Genomic DNA, 23654 nt, shown 5'->3' on the forward strand with positions numbered 1-23654 from the left:
GCCTGCCGGGAAGGATACCGGGCCCAATACTACCGGATGCCCCGCCTGCTCCAAGCCCTGGCCGTCGCCCGCGTCGACGGCCGGTACGGCAAAATCCTGGTCCATCTGCTCAAGCTGGACGTTTTGGTGATCGACGACTGGGGCTTGGCCCCGCTGGACGATCCCAGCCGGCGGGATATGCTGGAAATCCTGGAGGATCGCTACAACTGCCGTTCGACGATCATCTCGAGTCAACTGCCGGTGGCGGCCTGGCACGAGATGATCGGCGACCGGACTCTTGCCGATGCCATTATGGACCGGCTCGTCCATCAAGCCTACCAATTCAACCTGAAGGGAGAATCAATGCGGAAAACGACGAAATCCTTGACCCAAGCCGGCCACTAAGGTACAAGATTGATGCCCGCCGTCGCTTCGCTCCGATGCCTGGCCGGCTTCCCTCGGAACACCTGGCCGAGATCATCGGAATATGCATCCTTTTGAGAATCTCAGCAAATAATTAAGCAATAATCATGCCATTTGAAGAGCACAATGCAATTGTATTATTATCATTGATATAGCAGGAATCCCTTTAAGTATGCTTTTTGGCAATATGTTACAGTAATCATTCTTTTTTGAAGCAGTGAGAAAGCCTTATCCTGCAGATATTAAATGATATAAACCATTTTCAATGTGTAAATATGGCATGTAACCTTGCTCCCTGAGTGTTACATGTTACACATATTTCCATTATCTTCTTTATTATTAGCCATATACGCAGTTTTTGTGTAACATCTCTTGTTTTCTTTCTCTTTCGCCATCCAGAAACAAATGGAATTGCCTGATCTCCTGGCCATCTTTCATATATTCGCAGTATTTGGCGCGGGGTGTTTTTCTATGATTCTCCCTTGGTCCACTACCAAGACTCTATTGCCCATTCGAATGACATCGGCATTGTGAGCAATAATGATACATGTCTTGTCCGCATATCCATCTGCTAAAGCGCCGTAGATCATTTCCTCTGAGCCGCAATCCAAATGCGTTGCCATCTCATCCACAATAATGACATCCGATTTCTTTATGTACGCACGGGCAATCGCGATTTTCTGTTTTTCTCCCCCTGAGAGCTTTTTCCCCGTTTCTCCAATCTCCGTATCAAATCCTTTCTCCAGCTTCATGATGAAGTCATGCGCACCGGCTTTTTTGGCCGCCTCGACGATCTCCTCTTCCCCGGCATTCGGATTGCCGTATCGGATATTGTTCCTGATAGTGTCATTGAAAAGAAAGCAATTTTGGGAAACCGTGCCGATTCTTTCCCTCAAGCTCGAAAGCGCCAAGGAGTTGATATCGTGGTCGTCAATGAATATCTTTCCCCAATCAACGGGATAAAGTCCCAATATCAGCTTGATGATCGTGCTTTTTCCCGATCCGTTCGGCCCGGCGAAAACGACGTTCTCTCCGGGATGGATGATGAAGTCGAAGAGCTCCTTGACCCTGTCCAAGGCGCTCAAGGCCGGCTGGATTGTCAGGCCCAGCGAAGCCACAATTTGGGTGGGGCCATAAAGCTTCCCGAGATACGCGACAAAGGCCACATAGCCTCCGATGGTGAAGTTGTCCCTGATCATCTCGCCTCCTCCGTACCAGAGAACAACAAAACCCCCCAAAGCCCCGAGCAAGGCAAGCCCTTCGCCGGAGAAAGACGAGATGGAGAGCATTGCGCTTTTTTCTAAGACATCCCGGCTTGCGATCCGGAGGCCCCGGGAGTACTGCTAACGTCAATTTCCAATGCAGATGAAGCAGAATCAGCAAACAGAAGATAAACTCAAAGCCTTGAGTGGGGATGATCTTGGATAGGGCCAAGTTCCAAACGTGACAAGCTGGGGCGTTTTGTGTTATACATTTTTTGATCGAGAGTCTCAGGGATATCGAGGTGATGATGCAACTCTCCGTGTTCGAGCGTCTTTGTATTGAGAGAAGGTCCGGAGGCGGCCTCCGGGCGAAAACGACATGAGACTGGCCCGAACCGCCATCGACCGCCCGGTGACGACGATGATGTTTTACATCGGCGTCATCCTGATCGGGTTTGTCTCCCTGCGCCAGCTCAGCGTCGATCTTCTGCCGGATATCAGCTATCCCCGGCTGTCCGTTCTCACGCGTTTTCCCGGCGTCGCGCCCGAGGAGATCGAAACCATGGTCACGGCGCCTCTCGAGGCCGCCGTCAGCCGCGTTCCCGGGCTGCGCAAGGTCGAATCCCTGTCCCGGGAGGGCGTGTCCTTCCTGACCCTCGAGTTTGTCTGGGGCACGGACATGGATTTCGCCATGCTCCACACCCGGGAAAGGCTCGACGCCGCCCGCTACGGTCTTCCCGAGGGCGCCGAGACGCCGACCCTTATCGCCCTGGATCCCCAGACACGGCCCATCATGGTCGCCGCCGTAAGCGGCCGGGCCTCCCTCCTCGAACTCAAGGAATTCTCCGAGGAGCTCGTCAAGCCGCGCCTCGAACAGCTCGACGGCATCGGATCGGCCGAAGTCGTGGGCGGCGCGGTCCGGGAAATCCACGTCGAGGCCGATCCCGGGCTTCTGTCCCTCTACGGGCTGACCATCGACCAGGTCGCCTCCCGTATCGACGCCTTCAACCGCAATCTCCAGGGCGGAACCATCCTCAAGGGCCGGTTCTCTTACGCCCTGCGCGTGATCGGCGAGTTCGCCCATGCCGGCGAGCTGGGCGACATTCCCCTGGCGACGACGCCCGGGCGCGGCGTCGTCCGTCTCCGCGACGTGGCCCGGGTCGAGGATTCCGTCAAGGAGCGCGAGGGCGCGACGCGGTTGAACGGCAAGGAGAGCGTCGGGCTTCTGATCCGCAAGGAATCCGGCGCCAACACCGTCGCGGTCACCCGGACGGCCAAGGACACCCTGAACCGGATCACCCGGGAATATCCCCAGGTCGAAATTTTCATCGTCTCGGAACAGGCGCGCTACATCGAAACGGCCGTTGCGTCGGTCAAGGACGAGGTCCTCCAGGGCGGCCTCCTGGCTTTCCTCGTTCTCCTGATCTTCCTCCAGCACTTGAGGACGGCTCTCACCATTTTCGCCGTCATCGGAATCTCCATCATGGCCGTGTTCAACATCCTCTTTCTCCGCGACATTACACTCAACATCATGTCCCTCGGGGGGCTGGCTCTGGGGGTCGGCATGCTCGACGACTGCGCCATCGTCGTCGCCGAGAACATCTTCCGGCACCGGAGCCAGGGGAAGTCGCCGGCCGACGCGGCCTATGTCGGCACAAAGGAAGTCGGCATGGCCGTCAGCGCAACGATCTTCACCGCGATCGTCGTCTTCCTGCCCGTGATCTACGTCCGCGGCGTGGCCGGACAGCTCTTTCGGGACACCGCGCTGACCGTGACCTTCTCCCTCCTGGCCTCGCTCCTCGTCGCCCTGACGCTCATTCCCATGCTGCTTTCGCGGGGCACGAAAACCGCGGCAAGTCCGCTCTCCGCCGAAGACCTTGCCGGAGAACCAGCTCCCGCCGGCGGACCGAAACAGCCGAAGTCCCGAGGACTGCTCCGCATCCCGGCGGCCGTCGTCCGCTTTGTGCGGCGCGGACTTCGTCTCCTCTTCAAGGGGATCGGCTGGTTGCTGAGTCTGCTTTTCGGATTCGTTCTTCAACTCGTCCAACTTGTTCTTCATTACCTGACTTTCCCCATAAGACCCCTTCTCAGGGCTGTCGGCCGGGGTTTCAATTCGGCCTACGGCCGATTCGCCTCCCGCTATCACGTCTTCCTTCTCTGGAGCCTCAATCACAAAGCCCGGATCCTCGGCGTCTCCGCCGTGCTTTTCGCCCTGACTCTCATTCTCGGCGCCTGGATTCCCCGGGAACTCATGCCGCGGCTCCGGGTCTCCGCCTTCGAAGTTTTTCTGCGGACCCCCGTCGACTATTCCTACGCACAGACCGAGGAATTCGTCGGTCTCGCCGAGGGATGGCTGGCCGCCGATCCGGCGGTCGAATTCTTCTTCTCGCAGATCGGTCTCGTCTCCGGAATGGAAAGCTTCAGTCCCGATGTCTCCCTCAATTCGGCCAAGATCGCCGTCCAATTGGATCATTCGCGGAATCTCAATCCGGCGATCGAGAGATTGCGCGCGCGATTCCGGGATTATCCCGATATCGAGTTGTCCATCGTGCGCGAACAGGCGACCATGGCCCAGTTCCTGGCCCTGGGTTCGGCCGAACTGGGCCTCAAGGTCCGCGGGGACGATCTCGACGTCCTGAAAGCCGTGGCCCTGGACCTGGCCGAGGAATTGCGCGGCATTCCCGGAGTCGCCGACGTCATCGCCGCCGTGGAGGAGGGAAAACCCGAATTTCTGGTCCGCATCCGGCGTCAGGCCCTTGAAAAATACGAGCTTTCTCCGGAGGCCGTGAGCACCTTTCTCGTCAATGCCGTTCGCGGCCGGACGGCCACCCAGCTCAAGGAAACCGATCGCAAGCACGATATCGTCGTCCGCATGGAGCGGGGGACAAGGGAAAGCGCCGACAGGCTTCTCGACCAGAGCCTGCCGTACCGGAAAGGATCCATTCCTCTCCGCGAGCTCGTCGATTGGGAGATCGGCCGGGGACCCAAGGAGATCCGGCGGGAAAACCAGCAGCGGGAAATTCCGGTCACGGCCAATCTCCGCGGCACAAGCCTCAGCCGCATTCTTCCCGAAGTCGAGGCGCGGGTCCGGGCGCTCGATCTTCCTTACGGCGTCCGCGTCGTTCCGAGCGGCGAGCAGGAGGAGATGTCGCGCTCCTTCCGGAGCCTGATCACGGCCTTCCTGCTGTCGGTTCTCCTCGTCTACATGATCATGGCCGCACAATTCGAATCCCTGCTCCATCCTTTTCTCATCATGTTCACGGTGCCGATGGGCCTGGTCGGGGCCTTTGGGCTTCTGGCCGCCACGGGACAGACGCTCAATATCGTCTCGATCATCGGCATCGTCGTCCTTGTCGGCATCGTCAACGACAACGCCATCGTCAAGATCGACTTCACGAATCAGCTTCGAAGAAGCGGACTCCCGCTCCGGCAGGCCGTTCTCGAGGGCAGCGCCGTTCGTCTCCGCCCCATCCTGATGAGCACGGCCACGACGATTTTCGCCCTGATCCCCCTGTCTCTCGGGCTGGGGGAGGGGTCCGAACTTCTGCGCCCCCTGGGCATCGCCGTCGTCGGCGGGCTTTTGTCCTCGACCTTTCTGACCCTCATTCTCATCCCCGTCATTTATGAGATCGTCGAAGGCTGGAAGGACCGGAGGCGGCGGTGAAAGCCTGCGTCGAACGTCCGGTTGCGACGGTCATGCTTTTTCTGGCCGCGGCCTTCCTGGGCGTCTACTCGTTCATGAACATCCCGCTGGAACTGGCTCCGAGCGAGAATTATCCCCGAATCAGCATCCAGACATTCTGGCCCGACGTTCCGCCCGAAATCATCCAGACCGAGGTCACATCCCTGCTCGAAGAGGTTGCGGTGGGGGTCAAGGGCGTGCGCAAGGTCACCTCGAGCTCGTCCATCGGAAATTCCCTGATCACTTTGGAATTCGACCTGAAGACGAACATGGAATTCGCCGCCCTGGCCCTCCAGGAAAAAATCGCCGGCCTCCGTCACGAGTTGCCGGTGAGCGCGACGCGGCCGCAGATCATTCCCTATGTGCCCGAAGATTTCAGCACCCGGCCCTTTCTCCAATACACGATATCCGGCGACTACACCCTGCAACAGCTCCGGACCATGCTCAAGGAATCCCTCGAACACAAGCTGGGATCCGTCCGGGGGGTCAAGGCCGTCGAAGTCAGCGGGGGTTCCGACCCCGAAATCCGGATCGAGATGGACCACGACAGGATGACGGCCCTGCGGATCCAGCCTTTCCATATGCAGGCGGCCCTCAACCGGTGGAATCAGACCTTCCCGGCCGGGAAAATCCGGCGGGGGGAACAGGAATACCTGTTCAAGATCGCCGGCTTTCTGGGCGACCGGAAATCCCTGGAAAACATGATCGTCGGACGTTCGGGCGGCGTGCCGATTCTTCTCCGGGACGTGGCCGCCGTGTTTCCGACCTACGGCGAAATCCGCAGCATCAACCGGATCAACGGACAGCCCACCCTCCGGCTGACCGTCCACAAGGAAAAGGGCGTGAGCACGCTCGGCGTTTCGCGCCAGGTCAAGGAACGCCTGGCCGAGGTCCGCCGGGAACTGCCCGCCGACCTGGTCTTCCGCCCCGTCGACGACGAGAGCGCGGAGATCCTGAAGAGCGTCCGCGAGCTCGGCCTTCTCGTCCTGATCATTTTCGCCGTGCTGTTCGTTCTGGTCCGGATCATCCTGAAAAACATCCGGCCGTCGCTTCTCGTCCTGTCCTCCATCGTCTTTTCCGTTCTTCTGACCTTCAATCTCGTCTACGGTTTCGGCGTGTCCATCAACATGCTGACGCTCGGAGGCCTGGCCCTCGGGCTGGGTCTGTTCGTCGACAATTCGGTCGTCGTCTTCGAAAGCATCCTGAGGCTCCGGGAGCGCGGCCTGCCCCCGGCCGAGGCCGCAATCCAGGGGCCCCGCGAGGTGTTCATCGCCGTCCTGGCCTCGACGCTGACCACGATGAGCGTTTTTTTCACCTTCCCGTTTTTCCAGGGCCGGTTGAAGATCTATTATCTTCCTCTGGCCGTCGTCATCTCCTCGGCGCTGGCCGTCTCCATGCTCGTCTCCTTCACGCTGATTCCCGCTTTGAGTCCCAAACTGCTGGCCATGCGGCGGGATCACCGAAAGGGGAGACTCCGGGAGACGACCGGACACCTGGTCGCATTCCTGGTCCGCCATCCCGTCGCGGTCATTCTCGTCGTCTCCGCCCTTCTCTATGGAAGCTACTCCTGGTTCAGAAAGGAAGTGCCCCTGGGCGAATTTTTCCGATGGTATTCCCGCGACCAGCTGAGAGTCAGCCTCGGCATGCCGCCGGGGACAAGCATCGAGACGACGGACGAGGTCATCCGGACCTTCGAAGCCAAGGGACTCGAGAAGCCTTACGAAAAGGACATCAACACCCAGGTCAGCCCCGAGAGGGCTTATCTTGTCGTCACATTCCCCCCGGAGATCGAAATGTCCTACCGCCCCTATCAACTGAAGGAGGAATTCATTCAAATCGCGACCCAGTTCGCCGGCATCTCCATCGGTGTCTCCGGATTCGATCCCCAGGCCTTTTTTTCGAGCATGGGAGCGGGAACCTATTACGATTCGAACATCAAGTTTTACGGCTACAACCTGAAGAAACTCAAGGAAATCACGGGCGATCTCGAAAGACGCTTGACTCAGAATCCCCGGATTCGTGAGGTTCGGACGGTCTCCAGCCGCTATGGCTGGTTTCGGGGGACCGATTCCTTCGAAAACGTGCTGATCCTCGACAGGCAGGCGCTCCAGGTCCACAACATCGATCCCGCAGGCCTTTTCTCTCACATCCAGTCTCTCCTTCGGGGGCGGATCCAGACGCCCGTCCGCTGGCGCACGGAGGGCCGGGAACTGGCCGTCTCCATCAAGTTTCCCAGGGCGGAAACGATGGACATTCCGGCTCTCATGGACAGCCTGATCACGGGCAGGAACGGCGAACACGTCCGGCTGGGCATGCTGGTCTCGCTTGAGGAGCGACCGATCGCCGGGTCCATCGACCGGGAGAACCAGCAGTTCCAGCAAACGGTCATGTGGGAGTTCCGGGGTCCCTCCAAGGCGGCGAGCAATTATCGGAAAGCCGTCTTTGAAAGCCTCACTCTGCCGCCGGGCTTCACGGCCGTCCTGGACGAGCCCTGGCGCATGACGGAAGAGGAAAAGCGCCAGATCGGGCTGGCCGCGATCGCCGCCCTCGTCCTCATTTTCATGATCCTGGCCGCCCTCTACGAATCTCTCCTGCAGCCGTTCTATATTCTTTTAGCCGTTCCCCTGGCACTCTGCGGGGTTTTTGTGGCTTTCGTCATCTCCGGCTTCGCCTTCGATTCCTCGGCTTACATCGGCGTCATTCTGCTCGGAGGCATTGTCGTCAACAATTCCATTCTCCTTGTCGATCGCATCAACCGGAACAGGCGGGAGGGACTCGGGCTGATCGAGGCCGTCGTCCAGGGTTCGAAAGACCGGGTGCGGCCCATCCTCATGACGGCGGGAACCACAATCCTGGCCATGCTTCCCCTGATCCTCATCCAGGTGGAGGTCGGGCGGCGCCGAATCTGGTCCTCGCTGGCTCTGGCGACGGTCGGAGGACTCACAAGTTCGACAATTTTCATCCTGGCGGTGATCCCCATATTCTATGTTCTGGGGGAAAGACTCCGGCTCTGGTTCAGAGCCAGGATGGCCGAGATTGCGTATCAAAGAAGGGAGCTGCTTTGACATGACATTCAAGAAAACAACTCTCCTCCTGGGGCTGGTCGTTCTCATCGCGGCCGCTCTCGTCTATGCCTTTGTCGTTCGGCCGAAATCCGTCGATAAAGCGGGCGAAACCGAAGCCGTATCCGGAGCCGGACGTTCCGCGGCCGAAGAGACGCCGCTTCCCGTCAAAGCTCTCCCGGTGAGAAGGGACGACCTCGTCATCCGGCTGAAATCGCCGGGCGAGGCTTTCACGGAGCGCCGCGTCACGGTCAAGGCCGAAACCACGGGAAAAATCCGGACTCTGGCCGTAGCCGAAGGACATCGGGCCCGAAAAGGGGATGTTCTCGTCGCTTTGGACGACAGCGAACTCGCGCTCCGCGTCGAACGGCTCGACGCCGTCCGGTTGAAGTATCTCTCCGAGCTTCTCCTCGAAAGCCGGTTTGCGCCCGCCCGGCGGGATGACGGCTCTCCGCCGCCCGAGAGCGTCCGGAAGGCCGAGGACGACATGAAAAAAGCGGCCGCCCTCTTCGAGTCCGGAATGATGTCCCAAAAGGAGTTCGACCGGATCCGGAGGGATTACGAAACCGCGCTCATCGAATCGGGCATCAAAAAAGACGACATCCAGGCCGCGGCCAAGGGTTTGACCCAGGCTGAAATCGACGTCAAGATCGCCCGCATGGACCTCGAAAAGACACGAATCCGGGCGCCATTCGGGGGAATCGTGACGGATGTCCGGATCTCGCCGGGCGAGCATGTCTCCGCGGGACAGGAGCTTTTCACGCTCGTCGACATTTCGTCCCTCAAGGTCCGGGCCCGGGTTCTGGAGAGCGAAGTGGGCAAGATCAGAACAGGTCGCGAAGCCGGGCTGAAATTCAGCGCTTATCCCGGCCGGATCTTCACGGGGCGGGTGCAGGCCGTGAGCCCGGTCATCAATCCCGAGGACAGGACGTGCGCCGTTCACATCGCCGTCGACAATCCGTCCGAACTCATCAAGCCCGGCATGCACGCCGAAGTTGAAATCACGTCGGAAATCCATCCCGGAAAGCTTCTTGTTCCCCAGGCGGCCGTTCTCGTCCGGGGCGGGCGCAAACTCGTCTTCGTCGTCGAGGAGGGGACGGCCAAGTGGCGCTACATCGAGGCCGGGCTGGAGAACGAGGATTTCGTCGAGGCCCGGGAGGGCGTCGCCGAGGGCGAAATGGTCATCGTCGAGGGGCACTTCACCCTTGCCCATGACGCCCGCGTCCGGATCGTCGAGTAAGCCCACCGACAATCGCTGGGCCGCAATACTACCGCTGTCGATCGCGGCTTTGCGTTCGGTGGTGCATTTTGATATCGTAAGCGCCGGAGGTTCCGCATGATTGCTCCCTATGCGATTTCCGACATAAAAAAAGTTCTTGATCGCTTGCCCCGCATCCCGCTCGTTCACGGTCCGACGCCGTTCTATAAGCTGGAGGCTCTCTCGGAATGGCTGGGCGGGCCGCCGATTTACGTCAAACGCGACGACCTCACGGGCATGGCTCTGGGCGGGAACAAGTCCCGGAAACTCGAGTACATCCTGGCCGATGCCAGGGCAGCCGGGGCCGATACCATCCTCACCTGGGGAGGCCGCCAGTCGAACTGGTGTCTTCAGACGGCTGCCTCATCCCGGATGATCGGCCTGGAACCCGTTCTAGTGCTGTTCGGTTTGGGCGATATCGAGCGGGACGGCAACCTGCTCCTCGACACCGTTCTTCAGGCGGATATCCGTTTTGTCGAGGGTGTCAAAGGCAAGGTCATCAAACCGGCCGAGGCGCTCGAAATTTTGAATCCGATCGCGGAGGAGCTTCGCGCTCGGGGACGGAAGCCTTATCTCGTCTCGGTCGGAGGGTCCTGGCTCGCCGGAGACATGACAAACCCGCTGGGTGCAGTCGCCTACGTCAACGCGTTTGCCGAGATGCTGGAGCAAGCCGACGCGGCGGGAATCGAGGTCGGGCATGTCGTCCATGCCACCGGGTCCGGGGGAACTCAGGCCGGACTTGTCGTGGGCGCCAAAGCCTTGGCCCCGGAATGCCGGGTCACGGGTGTCAGCGTGTCCGATCCCGCGGTCTCATTCAGCCGCGAGGTTATGACGATCGTGGTTCAAACAGATCAATTCCTGGGGCTCGGACTGAATGTTTCCGCCGCCGACATCATTGTCGACGACACCCACATTGGAGAAGGATACGGCATTTTGAACAAAGCGACATCGGAGGCGCTCCGGGCGGTCTTCATCCGCGAAGGGCTTGTGCTCGATCCGGTCTATACGGCCAAAGCCATGGCCGGACTCATCGATTTTGTACGCGCTCGAACTTTCCCTCCCGGCAAGGCTGTCGTCTTTTTCCACACCGGGGGCACGCCGGCCCTCTTCCCTTACCGCGAAGCGCTCCTGGATTTTCTCTCTTGAGGCGCGCTTCCTAGCGGCCGGAACTCTTCAGGTACTTCAGGAACTCACTGTCCGTCGAAAGCACGAGCCAGGTCTGCTTGGACAGGGTCGTCCTGTATGTTTCCAGGGTTTTCATGAATTGGTAGAATTCAGGGTCGAGATTGTAGGCCCGCGCGTAGATCGAAGTCGCCTCCGCGTCGGCCTTACCCATGATTTCCTGGGCCCTGCGATAGGCTTCGGACGTGATCCGCTTGAGTTCGCGCTCTTTCTGCCCCCGGATTTCGGCGCTCCGGCCGTCGCCTTCCGAGCGGTACTTCGAGGCGATCCGCTGCCGTTCTGCGATCATCCGCTCGAAGACCTTGCGCTGAACGTCGTCGACATAGTTCACGCGCTTGATCTGGACATCCTTGACTTCGACGCCGAACTCGGTGGTGATGGCCGCGGATTTCTCGAGAATGATCCGGGCAATCTGGTCGCGGCCCAGCTTGACCTCTTCGAGCGGCTCGATAATGTCGAGGATCACGGCTTCCTCGGTTTCCTCGAATTCCCGGTTCGACGTCCGGACGATCTCGATGAGGTCTTGTCTGGCGATGGCGTTCCGCGTCTCGCCGTCGATGATGTCGTCGAGCCGCGATTGGGCGCCGCGTTCGTCACGCACCCGCTGGTAAAACACCAGGGGATTGCTGATGCGCCATCTGGCATAGGTGTCGATCCAGATGTATTTTTTATCCCGGGTCGGCACCTGGTTGGGGTCGCCGTCCCATTCCAGCCAGCGTTTCTCGAAATAATGAGCTTTCTGGATGAAGGGAGCCTTGATATGGACACCGGGTGCCGTCACGGCATCGCCCTTGGGTTCGCCAAATTGGGTGATGATCACCTGGTCGGTTTCCGTGACGATAAACAGCGCGTCGGAAAGAACGAGGATCAGGCCAATGGCGAGAACCGCGATGATCAGGGTTTGTTTGGAGCCCTTCATTTTTTCACCTCCTCGCCCAGGTTGAGAAGGGGCAGGATATTTTTCTGGCTCTGGTCGAAAATGATCTTTCTGTCGATGGTCGATAGGACATCGTTGAGGGCTTCAAGATAAAGCCGTTTGCGGGTGACCACGGGCGCCTTGGCGTATTCCCTGTACACGGACATGAATCTCTCCGCATCGCCGAGGGCGTTGTTGACTCTTTCGGCCAGGTATCCCTCGGCCCCCCGGATCATCTGTTCCGCTTCGCCCGAAGCGCGGGGGATTTCGTTGTTGTATTCCGACCAGGCTTCGTTGATTTTTCTCTCTTTTTCCTGGATGGACTGGTTGACTTCGTTGAAGGACGGCTTGACGGGGTCGGGAGGATTGACGTCCTGAAAGATGAGCTGGTTGATGTCGATCCCGATTTCGTAGTCGTCGCAGAGCTCTTGCAGAGTAATCTTGCCTTCCATGGCGATCCGGGCCCGGCCCACGGTCAGGATTTCGTCGACCGAACTGTCTCCGACCACGCGGCGAATCATGGATTCGGTCATGGCTCGCAGGGTGTTTTCAGGGTCCCGCATCTTGAAAAGGTAATTGTAGGCGTCCTTGATCTTGTACTGGACGATCCATTCGGCCACGACGACGTTGAGGTCGCCGGTCAGCATGATGGATTCCATTCGGGCTTCGGCGGGAGTGGCATAGTCCGAGCGGATGCCCACCCGTGTCGTCCGAAAGCCGAACTCCATTTTGAGCTGGCGCTCGACGGGCACTTTGGTCAGACGCTCTATGCCCAGGGGGATCTTGATGTGAAGCCCGGGGTCGGTCGTCCGGACGAATTTGCCCAATCTCAGAATGACGCCGATTTCCTCGGGGCTGATCTGGTAGAGGGATCCCGCGAGGAGGACCAGGACCACGATGCCCGTAATGACGGCTTTAATGACCTTGGGACTTATTTTGGGAAGCTCCAAGTTGATTTGGGGGCGGTATTCGCGATTCATCCGCACCTCCTTTCTCCAATAGTGTTTTTATGTTACCACACCGCATCAGGCCGGTAAAGGCATTCCGTAAGCGACGACATCCAAGGGGGATGATGGGCCGTTGCGCCGGAGAGGCCGGAGGCGGTAAAATCATGAGGCCCATGAAGACATTCGTGTTGAGCGCAGAGGAACGCTTCATGCGCGAGGCCCTTATAGAAGCCTGCAAGGCCCGCGTCAAGGGTGAAGTGCCTATCGGCGCCGTCGTCGTTGCGGAAGGCCGCATCGTCGCCCGAGGTTCGAACCGCCCGGTATCGACACGCGACCCGTCGGCCCATGCCGAAATCGTCGCCTTGAGAAAAGCGGGGCGCAAACTGGGAAATTACCGGCTTTCCGGATGCGATTTGTATGTGACCCTTGAGCCGTGCGCCATGTGCCTCGGCGCCGTGGTTCAGGCCCGGATCGATCGCCTGGTCTATGGGGCCGCGGACCCCAAGTCCGGCGCCGTGCATTCGATCATGAATTTTCCGTTCGACAAACTCAATCACCGCCCTGAAATCACGGGCGGGGTTTTAGCCGATGCCTGCGGCGCGGTTCTCAAATCGTTTTTCCTCGAAAGGCGGCGCCGGCCGCCGAAAACGCGGTCGGAGACACCTTGACAGGCTGACCGGACTTTTTGCTTCCGCGGGCCATTCGCCTTGACTTCTCTTTCCGGACAGGCTTCTCAAGACAATCTTCTCAATCATGTCGCTTGCCCGTTCGTGTCGGAATCGTTATAATACCCGCCTCGCGATCGCGGAGAGGTGGCCGAGTGGTTGAAGGCGACGGTCTCGAAAACCGTTATTCCGAGCAATTGGGATCGCGGGTTCGAATCCCGCCCTCTCCGCCAATGATTCCCCTGATTCGACAGGCCGGAAATCCGGCCTTGTTTTCCAAAGACCCTCCGGCGGGGCGCGGATTGAAGAGGGGCGAAGCGAAATGAAGGATTGGGGAGTTCAATGATGATCTCGAAAGACACAACTCCTGTCGTCCGGATGCCTTTAGTTCTGGCCGGATTCGGCCGCGTCGGCCGCGCCTTCTTCAGGCTTCTCGAGGAAAAGGCGGAAGACTGCCGGAACCGCTACGGCATCGAACTTCCGGTCGTCGCCGTGCTGAGAAGCGGCGGCGGCTATCTGTCTCCTGCAGGACTCCGTGCCGAAGACGTCTTCGACGGCGATAGACCGGCTCCCGCGTCCGCGGAAACATGGAAGGAAAAAATTCGGCTCGACGGGATCTTTCGTGAATCCGACAGGGGATGCCTTGTGGAATGCACCCCGACCGATCTCGAAACGGGTGGTCCGGCTCTGGCCTACTGCCGGTCCGCTCTCCGGTCCGGATGGCACGTCGCCTCCGCAAGCAAGGGCGCCCTGGTCACGGCTTTCCGGGAACTCCGGGATCTTGCCGCGACCAACGGGTCGGCCCTCAAGTTCAGCGGCGCGACGGCGGCGGCACTGCCCACGCTCGATACGGGACGCTTTGCCCTGGCCGGCGCACAAATCGAATCCATTGAGGCCATTCTAACCGGAACGGCGAATTTCATTCTGACTAGAATAGGGGAGGGGCTTTCCTTCGAAGACGCGCTCGAAGAGGCGCGGGAGAAGGGCATCGCCGAACCCGATCCCTCTCTCGACATCGACGGCGGAGACACATCCGCGAAGCTTGTTCTGATCGCCAATTCCGTTCTGGACCTGGCCTTTTCTCTCAAGGACGTCCCCACGGAAGGCATCCGGCGGATCACCTCCGAAGATATCGCCGCCGCCCGGAAACAGAATCTCGAACTCAAGCTGATCGGCTCCTGCCGGAAAGACTCCGGCGGAAACTGGAGGCTCCAAACGTCCGTTCGATCCGTCGATGCCACGCATCCCCTTTTTCACGTCCGGGGAACGGAGAAAGGGATTGCCTACCATACCGACACCATGGGATCAGTGGTCGTCACTGGGGGGCGGTCCAACCCCCGCGGAACGGCGGCCGCGCTGCTCAAGGACATTCTGAACATCCGCCGGGGCATTCTCTAGACTCGGAATTGACCCCCGCCGCCTTTTCTGATAACGTTAGGCGTCGCTTCGGCGAAACCGGGCGGCCGGTCTTCGGACGGAGAGGTGTCCGAGTGGCTTAAGGAGCACGCTTGGAAAGCGTGTGTGTGTTGCAAAGCGCACCGCGGGTTCGAATCCCGCCCTCTCCGCCACTCAACTCAGCATGAAAACCCGATGGGAATTGTCTTCCTTCCGGCCTTTTGATAAGATAACAAACGTTGGAATCATATTCATTTGAGGAGCCGTTATCATGGACAGCAAAGATCTTATCCTTCTCGAAAACCTTTACGGCGCGCACAACTATCACCCCCTGGATGTTGTTGTAGAAAAAGCCAAGGGGGTCTGGATGTGGGACGTCGAAGGGAAAAAGTATCTGGACTTCCTGAGCGCCTATTCCGCCGTCAATCAGGGACACTGCCATCCCCGGATTGTTCGGGCTCTCCAAACCCAAGCCAAGCAACTGACTCTGACATCGAGAGCTTTCCGAAACAACCAGTGGCCCATGCTGGCCAAGGAATTGTGCGATCTCACGGGCTACAACATGGTTCTGGCCATGAATTCGGGCGCTGAAGCCGTCGAAACCGCCGTCAAATGCGCCCGGAAATGGGCCTACCAGAAAAAAAACGTCCCGGAAGACCGGGCCGAAATCATCGCCTGCTGCAACAATTTTCACGGCCGGACGGTGACGATCATCAGTTTTTCCACAGAAACCCTTTATCGGAACGATTTCGGTCCGTTCACGCCCGGATTCCGGATCATCCCTTTCGGCGATGCGGCGGCTCTCGAGGAGGCGATCACGCCCAATACCGCGGGGTTCATTTTCGAGCCCATTCAGGCTGAAGCCGGCATCCTCTTTCCTCCTGACGGATTCCTGAAACAGGCCAGAGATATCTGCGCCGAACGCAACGTTCTGTTCATCGCCGACGAAATCCAGACGGGACTCGGCCGCGCAGGGCGCATGCTGGCCTGCGACTACGAGGATGTGCGTCCGGACATGATCATTCTGGGCAAATCGCTGGCCGGCGGATGTTATCCGGTCTCGGCGGTTTTAGCTTCTCAGGAAATCCTGGGTGTTTTCAAACCGGGAGAACACGGATCGACTTTCGGAGCAAACCCGCTGGCCTGTGCCGTGGCCCGGGAAGCGATGTGCGTGATGCGAGAGGAAAAACTCCTCGAAAATTCCGCAGCCATGGGCGCCTATTTCCTGGAGAAACTGAAAACCATCCGAAGCCGGCATATCAAGGAAGTCCGGGGGAGGGGCCTGCTCATCGGTGTCGAGCTCAAGCCCGAAGCCGGCGGAGCCCGGAGATTCTGCGAAGCCCTGGCCGCCGAAGGCCTGCTCTGCAAGGAAACACACGATCATGTCATTCGATTTGCCCCTCCGCTGATCATCACTCAGCGGGAAATCAATTGGGCTTTCAAACGCATCAAGGCGGTATTCAAAAAACTTGAAAACAGCTGAATGCCCACTTTTGAGGACACCTTGAATTCGATTCAAGGCAAAGAGCGGTCGTAATAAATTGGCACACAATTTGCATAAATGTGGGTCAGGAGGAAAAGATGAAAACTTGGAAAATGACGATCCTGGTTATGGGGATGATCCTTGCTTTGGGCTGCATCATTTATGTTCCCGTCGACGAGCAATCCCCCCGGCGGCCGCCCAGACCGGCGGACGAAAGATATGACGAGAGATACGACCGGGATTATTCCTCCGACAGGGGTTTTGATACTTCCTATTTCTACGATTATCTGTCTCCCCATGGACACTGGATTGCCTACCGTCCCTATGGGTATGTCTGGATTCCCCGATACGTAGGTCCCCAATGGCGGCCCTACACTTACGGTCGCTGGATCTGGACCAATTTCGGTTGGACCTGGGTCTCGAGTTATGAATGGGGCTGGGTTCCCTTTCACTACGGCCGCTGGGGTTGGGACAACCGTCTGGGATGGTATTGGGTTCCCGACACGGTCTGGGGTCCGGCTTGGGTTACCTGGAGATACGGCAATAATTATGCCGGTTGGGCGCCTCTGCCTCCGGGTGTGAGATACACCCCGGGTTACGGAATTCGAGGCCGCGATTTCCATGTCCCCGGCAATTATTGGGTGTTCCTGGACCGCCGGCATTTCATGGATCCTTCCCTGAATCGCTATATCCTTCCTCCCGAACGAAACCTCACCGTCGTCAATCTGACCACACTGCGCGAAGGGTTGCGTGAAAGGGACGGCCGCATCTTCAATGAGGGGATCGACGTCAATCAGATCCGCAGAGACACCGGGCAGAACATCTCTCCCGTTCAACTGCGTAACGCGGAAAAACCCGGACAGTCCCGGGTGGAATCCGACGGCGTCGTCGTCTACAGACCGTCCGTGACGAAGAACGAATCCGCCCGGCCCAAGACCGTCTTACGCCGCGAAGACGCCGAAACTCAAATTCAGAGAGACCGGCGCATCGGCGGGCCCGTCCGCGATCCGGAGTCCGAAGCTGTTCCCATCCGGGAGATTCATGAGCGGGAAAGCCGTCTCATGAAGGAAACCCAGGAAGATGAAATCCGGGTTCTCCGCAGGCAGGCCGAAGAAGACAAACGCACCGTGCGCAGCGAGACGGAAAAGCGGCGTCTCGACCGGGAAGTCCAAACCAGGGAAACCGAGCTGAAGAAAAAACACGTTGAGGAGAAAAGCCGCCTGGAGCGCCGTCAGGCCGAGGAAAAGAAAACCGTTGAGAAAAAGGGAGAGGTCGAAAAGAAGACCCTGAAAAAGAAGGACGATCCCGACCGCTGAGCCGTCCGCTCTCAAATTGACGCCGGGCGACAGGTTGTGGTAAGGTGATCTCTGTGAAATTCCATGGTTTACTTGATATTCGCCCGGAAATACCGCCCTGCCTCATTCGATGATGTCGTCGGGCAGAAAGCCGTCGTCCAGACCCTCCGGAATGCCCTGAAAGGGGACCGGGTCACTCAGGCCTATCTGTTTTCCGGAATGCGGGGGGTCGGAAAGACGACCGTCGCCCGCATCCTGGCCAAGGCTTTGAATTGCGTCGACGGGCCGACGGATACGCCCTGCAACATTTGTGAATCCTGCCTGGCCGTCACAGAAGACCGTTCTCTGGACATTTTGGAAATCGACGGCGCCTCGAACAGGGGAATCGACGATATCCGGGCGCTTCGGGAAAGCTTGAAATACAAACCGATTCAGTGCCGCTATAAGGTCATCATCATCGACGAAGTCCATCAGGTTACGGACCCGGCCTTCAACGCTCTTCTCAAAACCCTGGAGGAACCGCCGCCGAATACGGTCTTCATCTTCGCGACGACGGAATTTCACAAGGTCCCGGCGACCATCGCCTCCCGCTGCCAGCATTTCGAATTCAAGAAAATCTCCCGCCGGGAAATCACGGAGCATCTGGCGGAGATCGCCTCGCGCGAAAGTTTGACGGTCAGCCCCTTGGGATTGAATCTGATCGCCGAGGCGGCCGACGGAAGCCTGCGCGACGCCCAGAGCCTTCTCGATCAGGCCGTGGCTTTCAGCGGCGAGAACATCCGGGACGACGATGTCAAGGAAATCCTCGGCGCCATGAGCCGGGATATTCTGTTTGAAACCTCGACGGCCATCCTCGAAAACAGGCCGGCCGACATCTTTCCCATCATCGAAAAGGTCACGGTCAACGGACACGACTTGAGATTTTTCCATAAGAAGCTCATGGAACATTATCGCGAGCTGCTTTTGGCCGCGACGGTGGCCCGCCCCGAAGACTTCATTCTCTTGAATGACGAAGAGCTGGAGACTCTCAAAAACCAGGCCGTCAAGTCCTCCGCCGAGGATCTTCTGCGCATTCTCCTGGCGCTCCAACAGGGGGAGACGGGCTTGCGATACGCGTCGCATCCCCGCATTTTTCTGGAGGCGCTTCTAGTCAAGCTCTGTCATTTTCAAAAACTCGTCTCGTTCCAGGAAATCCTGAAAGATATCGAAGATTTGAAATCCGAAAACCCGGCCTCCGGACCGGGCACCGCGGCAACCCCTGCGCCGCCGCGTTCGCTTGACGCCAAGGATCTGATGTCCGGAGTCCTTCTCAATCTCGGTCGAAGAAAGGCCGCCCTGGCCGCCGTCCTGGCCGAACACGTGTCCACGAGGATTCGGGAGGGCGTTTGGGAGATCTTCTTCGACGGTGCCAAGACGATTCTTCTGGATACCGTCCGCAAGGACATCCGGAATATCGAAAAAGCCGCGGCCGAGGTCGCCGGACATCCCGTGGAAATCCGGGTGCTCGAGGATGTCTCGCATCCCCCCATCACGCGCGATAAAAACGTCGCCCGGGCTCTCGAAGATCCGAAAGTCCGGACCTTTGTCGACGAATTCAAGGCTCAGGTTCTATTCGTCGAACCGGTCAAGCCATCGAAGGAACAATCATGAAGAACATGGCCGAACTCCAGAAAATGATGAAAATGGCCCAGGACATGCAGGAGAAGCTGCGCCGGGACATGGCGGAAATGTCCGTCGAGGGTTCGAGCGGCGGAGGCATGGTGACACTGACCATGAACGGCGAGAAAGCGGTTCTCTCGTTGAAGATCGATCCCGAAGTCGTGGACAGCGAGGATGTCGGCATGCTGGAAGATCTCATCACGGCCGCCTTCAGGGACGCCTCGTCCAAGGTTGACGAGCGGTTGTCGGAAAAGCTGGGCGGACTGGGCGCAGGACTCAAGATCCCGGGACTTTCCTAGAATGTTCGAATACGCCCGGCCGCTGCACGATCTGATCGAGGAGCTGCGCCGCATTCCCGGGATCGGCGCCAAAACCGCCCAGAGAATCGCTTTTCATATTTTGGGCCTGCCCCGGGAGGATTCGGAGCGTCTGGCCGAAGCCATCCGGGAGGCCAAGCGCAGCGTTTTTTACTGTTCCCAATGCAACAACATCACTCATGCGGATCCCTGTGCGATCTGCTCGGACCCAAACCGGGCCGACGACATGATGTGCATCGTCGAAGAACCGTTCAACATCTCTTCGATCGAGAAGACCGGGGTGTTTCGCGGCCGTTACCATGTGCTTCTGGGCACCCTGTCGCCCCTCAAAGGGATCGGGCCCGATGAACTGCGTCTCGACAAGCTCGTCCGCCGCTTGAACGGCGGAAACGCGCGGGAAGTCATCATCGCCACCAACCCAACGGTAGAGGGTGAGGCCACCGCCATGTTTCTTTTGAAGACGCTGAAACCTCTGGGTTTGAAAATCACCCGTCTGGCCATGGGCCTGCCTGTGGGTTCGGACATCGATTTCGCAGACCAGGTGACGATAAAAAAATCTCTGGAAGGACGGACGGAACTGAAGGATTAACCCGCGGTCGAACCCGCGGCCGACAGATCATATCCGATATCATAACAGGCTGCCGCCCTGCGGCAGAAAGGAGCCAACATGAAAAAGCAGTACAAGGCCATCGACGGCAACACCGCGGCGACCCACGTCGGTTACGCCTTTTCCGAGGTTGCCGCCATTTACCCGATCACCCCGTCGTCGACGATGGGGGAACTGGCGGACGAATGGGCCGCCCAGGGACGGAAGAACATCTTCGGCCTGCCGCTATCCGTCATCGAGATGCAATCCGAGGGCGGGGCGGCCGGAGCCGTGCACGGGTGTCTGACGGCCGGAGTTCTGACGACGACCTTCACCGCATCCCAGGGGCTGATGCTGATGCTCCCCAACATGCACAAGATCGCCGGCGAAATGCTGCCGACGGTCTTCTATGTCTCGGCGCGGTCCCTGGCCTGCCAGAGCCTGTCGATCTTCGGCGATCACTCCGACGTCATGGCCGCCCGAAACACGGGCTTCGCGATGATCGCCGCAGGTTCGGTCCAGGAAGTCATGGACTTGGCCGTCGTCAGCCAACTGGCCACGCTCCGGACGCGGATTCCCTTCCTCAACTTTTTCGACGGCTTCCGGACATCGAGTGAAGTCCAGAAAGCCGACATCATTCCTTACGAAACCCTGGCCGGGCTGCTCGAACCCGAACACCTGGAAACCTTCCGCAAAATCGCCCTCAATCCCGAACGCCCGATGGTCAAGGTCGGCCAGCAGAATCCCGATGTCTATTTTCAGGGCCGGGAAACCGTCAATGCACACTACCTGGCCGCTCCGGAGATTATTCAGGGTTATATGGACAAAGTCGGCCGGGTGATCGGCCGCTCCTACCGCCTCTTCGATTACATCGGCGCCCCCGACGCCGAATCCGTCATCGTGATCATGGGATCCGGCACCGAAACCGTCGAGGAAACACTGGCCTATCTCAACGCGCGGGGGCGCAAGCTCGGTGCCGTCAAGGTCCGCCTTTACCGGCCCTTCGACGCCCGCGCCCTGAGCGCAGCTCTCCCAGCATCCGTCAAGCGCATCGCCGTTCTCGACCGAACAAAGGAACCCGGATCCCTCGGCGAACCGCTCTATCTCGACGTGGCCGTCGGGCTGGCCGATCGCAACCTCAAAATCATCGGCGGCCGCTACGGCCTCTCCTCCAAGGAATTCACACCGACCATGGTCCGCAGCGTCTACGACCACCTCGAAGGTCCCGGCACCCACGGCTTTACGGTCGGCATCGAGGACGACCTGACCCGCACATCGCTCCCTCTCGGCGAGGAACTCGCCGCCGAACCCGAAGGCACCGTGAGCTGCAAGTTCTGGGGATACGGCTCGGACGGCACGGTCGGCGCGGCCAAGAACTCCATCACCATCATCGCCGACAACACCGACATGTACGGCCAGGGTTACTTCCAGTACGACTCCAAAAAATCCGGCGGCGTGACGATATCTCATCTCCGCTTCGGCAAGAAGCCCATTCAGTCCCAATACCTGGTCCGGAAGCCGTCTTTCGTCGCCCTGCATAAAATCTCCTACATCGGCCGTTACGACATCCTCGAAGGCATCCGCGAGGGCGGCGTTTTCCTGATCAATTCCAGCTGGCCGGCCGACGAGGTCTTCAACCATCTGACCGAGGACATGCAGAAGACCATTATCGAAAAGAAGATCAAGGTCTACAATGTCGACGCCCTCCACCTCGCGCAGGAACTGGGACTCGGCACACGGATCAACACCATCATGCAGGCCTGCTTCTTCAAAATCTCGGGCGTTCTGCCCGAGGACCAGGCCATCGACCTCATCAAGGCGGCCATCAAGAAGACCTACCTCCGCAAGGGCATGGAAGTCGTCGAAAAGAATTGGGAGGCGGTCGACCGGGCGGCAGCCGGACTTGTCCAGGTTCCCGTTCCTGAAACGATCACGGTGTCGGCGCCCCTCCCGCGTCTGGTTCCTGAGGACGCCGATGAGTTCACACGGAACATCATCGAGCCCATCATGCGTTTCAAGGGAGACACCATTCCCGTGTCCCATATGCCCCTTGACGGAAGCGTTCCCTCGGGAACGGCCCGGCTCGAAAAAAGGGGAGTCGCTCCCGAAGTTCCCGTCTGGATTCCGGAAAACTGCATCCAGTGCAACCAGTGCTCCCTCATCTGTCCCCATGCCGCGATCCGGGCCAAACAGATCGATCCGGAGAGTCTGAAAGGCGCGCCGGAGGGATTCACGACACTCAAGTCCAACACCAAGAACGCCCGCGACCTGCAGTATCGAATCCAGGTTTACATCGAGGACTGCCAGGGGTGTTACAACTGCGTCGAGGAATGCCTGGCGAAAAACAAGGCCCTGAAAATGGTCCCGATCGAAGAGTCCCGGGCCGCCGGTGAAAACGCCCGGGAGGAGTTCTTCGAAAACCTGCCCTATGACGTCACCGAAGGCACGCGGACCGACACCGTGAAGGGCAGCCAGCTTCTGCGCCCGTATTTCGAATTCAGCGGCGCCTGCGCCGGCTGCGGCGAAACGCCCTACGTCAAGCTGGCCACGCAGCTCTTCGGCGACCGGATGATGATCGCCAACGCCACGGGCTGCTCTTCGATCTACGGGGGGACATTCCCGACCATTCCTTACTGCAAGAATGAATTCGGCCAGGGGCCCTCCTGGGCCAACTCTCTCTTCGAGGACAACGCCGAATACGGATTCGGCATGCGCCTGGCCGTGGACGCCGCCCGGGCTCAGTTGAAGATCGCTCTCGACAAGGTTCTGGAGACCGGAACAACGCCGGCCCTGGCCGACGCCCTGGCCCGGTTGAAGGGACTCTGGACATCCGTCACGGATGAAGCCAAGGACGCCGCCCGGGCGGTCAAGGCCGCCCTGCCGGAGGCTATGGCCAAGGGCGGCGCCGCCCGCGAAGCGGTGCTGAAAATCCGGGAACTCCAGGACTTTCTTGTCGACAAGAGCGTCTGGTGCATCGGCGGCGACGGCTGGGCTTATGACATCGGCTACGGCGGACTGGATCACGTCCTGGCCTTCGGGAAAAACGTCAACATGCTCGTTCTGGACACCGAGGTCTATTCCAACACCGGGGGCCAGGCGTCCAAGGCGACGCCCATGGGGTCGGTGGCCAAGTTCGCCGCTTCCGGGAAAAAAACGATCAAGAAAGATCTCGGACGCATGGTCATGACTTACGGCTATGTCTATGTGGCCTCGGTGGCCATGGGCGCAAACGCCAATCAGTGCCTCAAGGCCTTCCACGAGGCCGAAGCCTATGACGGCCCTTCGCTCATCATTGCCTATTCCCCCTGCATCAATCACGGGATCGACATGACCAAGTCGCTGAAACAGGAAAAGCTGGCCGTGGATACGGGCTATTGGATCCTCTACCGCTACAACCCGCTCCTTCATGAACAGGGCAAGAATCCGTTCATTCTGGATTCCAAGGAGCCCAAGCTCGGCTACCGGGAATTTTTGGACAACGAGATCCGCTACCGGCAGCTGGTGCAGAATTACCCGGATATCGCCAAGGTGCTCTTCGCTCAAGCCGAAAAAGAGGCCCACAAGCGCTGGGAAGCTTACAAAAAAATGGCTGAATAACGGAGA

The 23654-nt window shown here is 59.0% G+C and carries 16 protein-coding genes and 2 tRNA genes; 15 read left to right on the forward strand and 3 right to left on the reverse strand.

The window, feature by feature from the left end; genetic code table 11:
• The coding region (locus tag SCM96_09700; GenBank protein ID MDW7760899.1) for an ATP-binding protein at nt 1–384 on the forward strand (384 nt) is incomplete at its 5' end.
• 452 nt (nt 385–836) lie between these two features.
• Here the strand turns inward: SCM96_09700 and SCM96_09705 are convergent.
• Nucleotides 837–1691 carry an ABC transporter ATP-binding protein gene (locus tag SCM96_09705; GenBank protein MDW7760900.1) on the reverse strand — a complete coding sequence of 285 codons (855 nt, stop codon included), beginning with the start codon at nt 1689–1691 and terminating at the stop codon, nt 837–839.
• Between the two features lie 292 nt (nt 1692–1983).
• Between SCM96_09705 and SCM96_09710 the strand changes: the two genes are divergently transcribed.
• The 4 genes from SCM96_09710 (at nt 1984) to SCM96_09725 (ending at nt 10752) form a co-directional block, all read left to right on the forward strand.
• The gene (locus tag SCM96_09710; protein ID MDW7760901.1) at nt 1984–5268 is read left to right on the forward strand and encodes an efflux RND transporter permease subunit; all 3285 of its coding nucleotides are present in this window, start codon (nt 1984–1986) and stop codon (nt 5266–5268) included.
• The gene (locus SCM96_09715) at nt 5265–8351 is read left to right on the forward strand and encodes an efflux RND transporter permease subunit (protein MDW7760902.1); all 3087 of its coding nucleotides are present in this window, start codon (nt 5265–5267) and stop codon (nt 8349–8351) included. The genes SCM96_09710 and SCM96_09715 overlap by 4 nt, the downstream gene beginning before the upstream one ends.
• 1 nt (nt 8352) lies before the next feature.
• Complete coding sequence (locus SCM96_09720; protein ID MDW7760903.1) at nt 8353–9588, forward strand: efflux RND transporter periplasmic adaptor subunit; 1236 nt, start codon at nt 8353–8355, stop codon at nt 9586–9588.
• Nucleotides 9589–9684: 96 nt separating this feature from the next.
• Complete coding sequence (locus SCM96_09725; GenBank protein MDW7760904.1) at nt 9685–10752, forward strand: D-cysteine desulfhydrase family protein; 1068 nt, start codon at nt 9685–9687, stop codon at nt 10750–10752.
• Between the two features lie 10 nt (nt 10753–10762).
• Here the strand turns inward: SCM96_09725 and hflC are convergent, their stop codons facing one another.
• Both hflC and hflK read right to left on the reverse strand, forming a co-directional pair.
• The gene (hflC, locus tag SCM96_09730; GenBank protein MDW7760905.1) at nt 10763–11707 is read right to left on the reverse strand and encodes a protease modulator HflC; all 945 of its coding nucleotides are present in this window, start codon (nt 11705–11707) and stop codon (nt 10763–10765) included.
• The gene (gene hflK, locus SCM96_09735; GenBank protein ID MDW7760906.1) at nt 11704–12684 is read right to left on the reverse strand and encodes an FtsH protease activity modulator HflK; all 981 of its coding nucleotides are present in this window, start codon (nt 12682–12684) and stop codon (nt 11704–11706) included. Before hflK ends, hflC begins: the two co-directional genes overlap by 4 nt.
• Nucleotides 12685–12824: 140 nt before the next feature.
• Here hflK and tadA point away from each other — a divergent pair, with 140 nt between their 5' ends.
• The 10 genes from tadA (at nt 12825) to nifJ (ending at nt 23648) form a co-directional block, all read left to right on the forward strand.
• Nucleotides 12825–13319 (forward strand): tRNA adenosine(34) deaminase TadA, encoded by a 495-nt coding sequence (gene tadA, locus SCM96_09740; GenBank protein MDW7760907.1) that lies wholly within the window; start codon nt 12825–12827, stop codon nt 13317–13319.
• 138 nt (nt 13320–13457) lie between these two features.
• Nucleotides 13458–13549 (forward strand) — tRNA-Ser (locus tag SCM96_09745).
• Between the two features lie 109 nt (nt 13550–13658).
• Nucleotides 13659–14714 carry a homoserine dehydrogenase gene (locus SCM96_09750; GenBank protein MDW7760908.1) on the forward strand — a complete coding sequence of 352 codons (1056 nt, stop codon included), beginning with the start codon at nt 13659–13661 and terminating at the stop codon, nt 14712–14714.
• A 78-nt stretch (nt 14715–14792) separates the two neighbouring features.
• A tRNA-Ser gene (locus SCM96_09755) sits at nt 14793–14884 on the forward strand.
• Nucleotides 14885–14982: 98 nt separating this feature from the next.
• On the forward strand, nt 14983–16194 hold the full coding sequence (gene rocD, locus SCM96_09760) for an ornithine--oxo-acid transaminase (GenBank protein ID MDW7760909.1): 1212 nt from the start codon (nt 14983–14985) through the stop codon (nt 16192–16194).
• 98 nt (nt 16195–16292) lie between these two features.
• Nucleotides 16293–17510: a DUF6600 domain-containing protein gene (locus tag SCM96_09765; GenBank protein MDW7760910.1), complete on the forward strand. Its 1218-nt coding sequence runs from the start codon at nt 16293–16295 to the stop codon at nt 17508–17510.
• A 63-nt stretch (nt 17511–17573) separates the two neighbouring features.
• Nucleotides 17574–19139, forward strand: a complete 1566-nt coding sequence (dnaX, locus tag SCM96_09770; GenBank protein ID MDW7760911.1) for a DNA polymerase III subunit gamma/tau — start codon at nt 17574–17576, stop codon at nt 19137–19139.
• Nucleotides 19136–19447: a YbaB/EbfC family nucleoid-associated protein gene (locus tag SCM96_09775; GenBank protein ID MDW7760912.1), complete on the forward strand. Its 312-nt coding sequence runs from the start codon at nt 19136–19138 to the stop codon at nt 19445–19447. The genes dnaX and SCM96_09775 overlap by 4 nt, the downstream gene beginning before the upstream one ends.
• Before the next feature lies 1 nt (nt 19448).
• A complete protein-coding gene (gene recR / locus SCM96_09780) occupies nt 19449–20054 on the forward strand; it encodes a recombination mediator RecR (GenBank protein ID MDW7760913.1) in 606 nt (201 codons plus the stop codon).
• Between the two features lie 78 nt (nt 20055–20132).
• Complete coding sequence (nifJ, locus tag SCM96_09785; GenBank protein ID MDW7760914.1) at nt 20133–23648, forward strand: pyruvate:ferredoxin (flavodoxin) oxidoreductase; 3516 nt, start codon at nt 20133–20135, stop codon at nt 23646–23648.
• The last annotated feature ends 6 nt before the right edge of the window (nt 23649–23654 follow it).

This window comes from Acidobacteriota bacterium, from assembly GCA_033549365.1.
Classification (GTDB): Bacteria; Acidobacteriota; Aminicenantia; order Aminicenantales; family Saccharicenantaceae; genus JAWSUF01.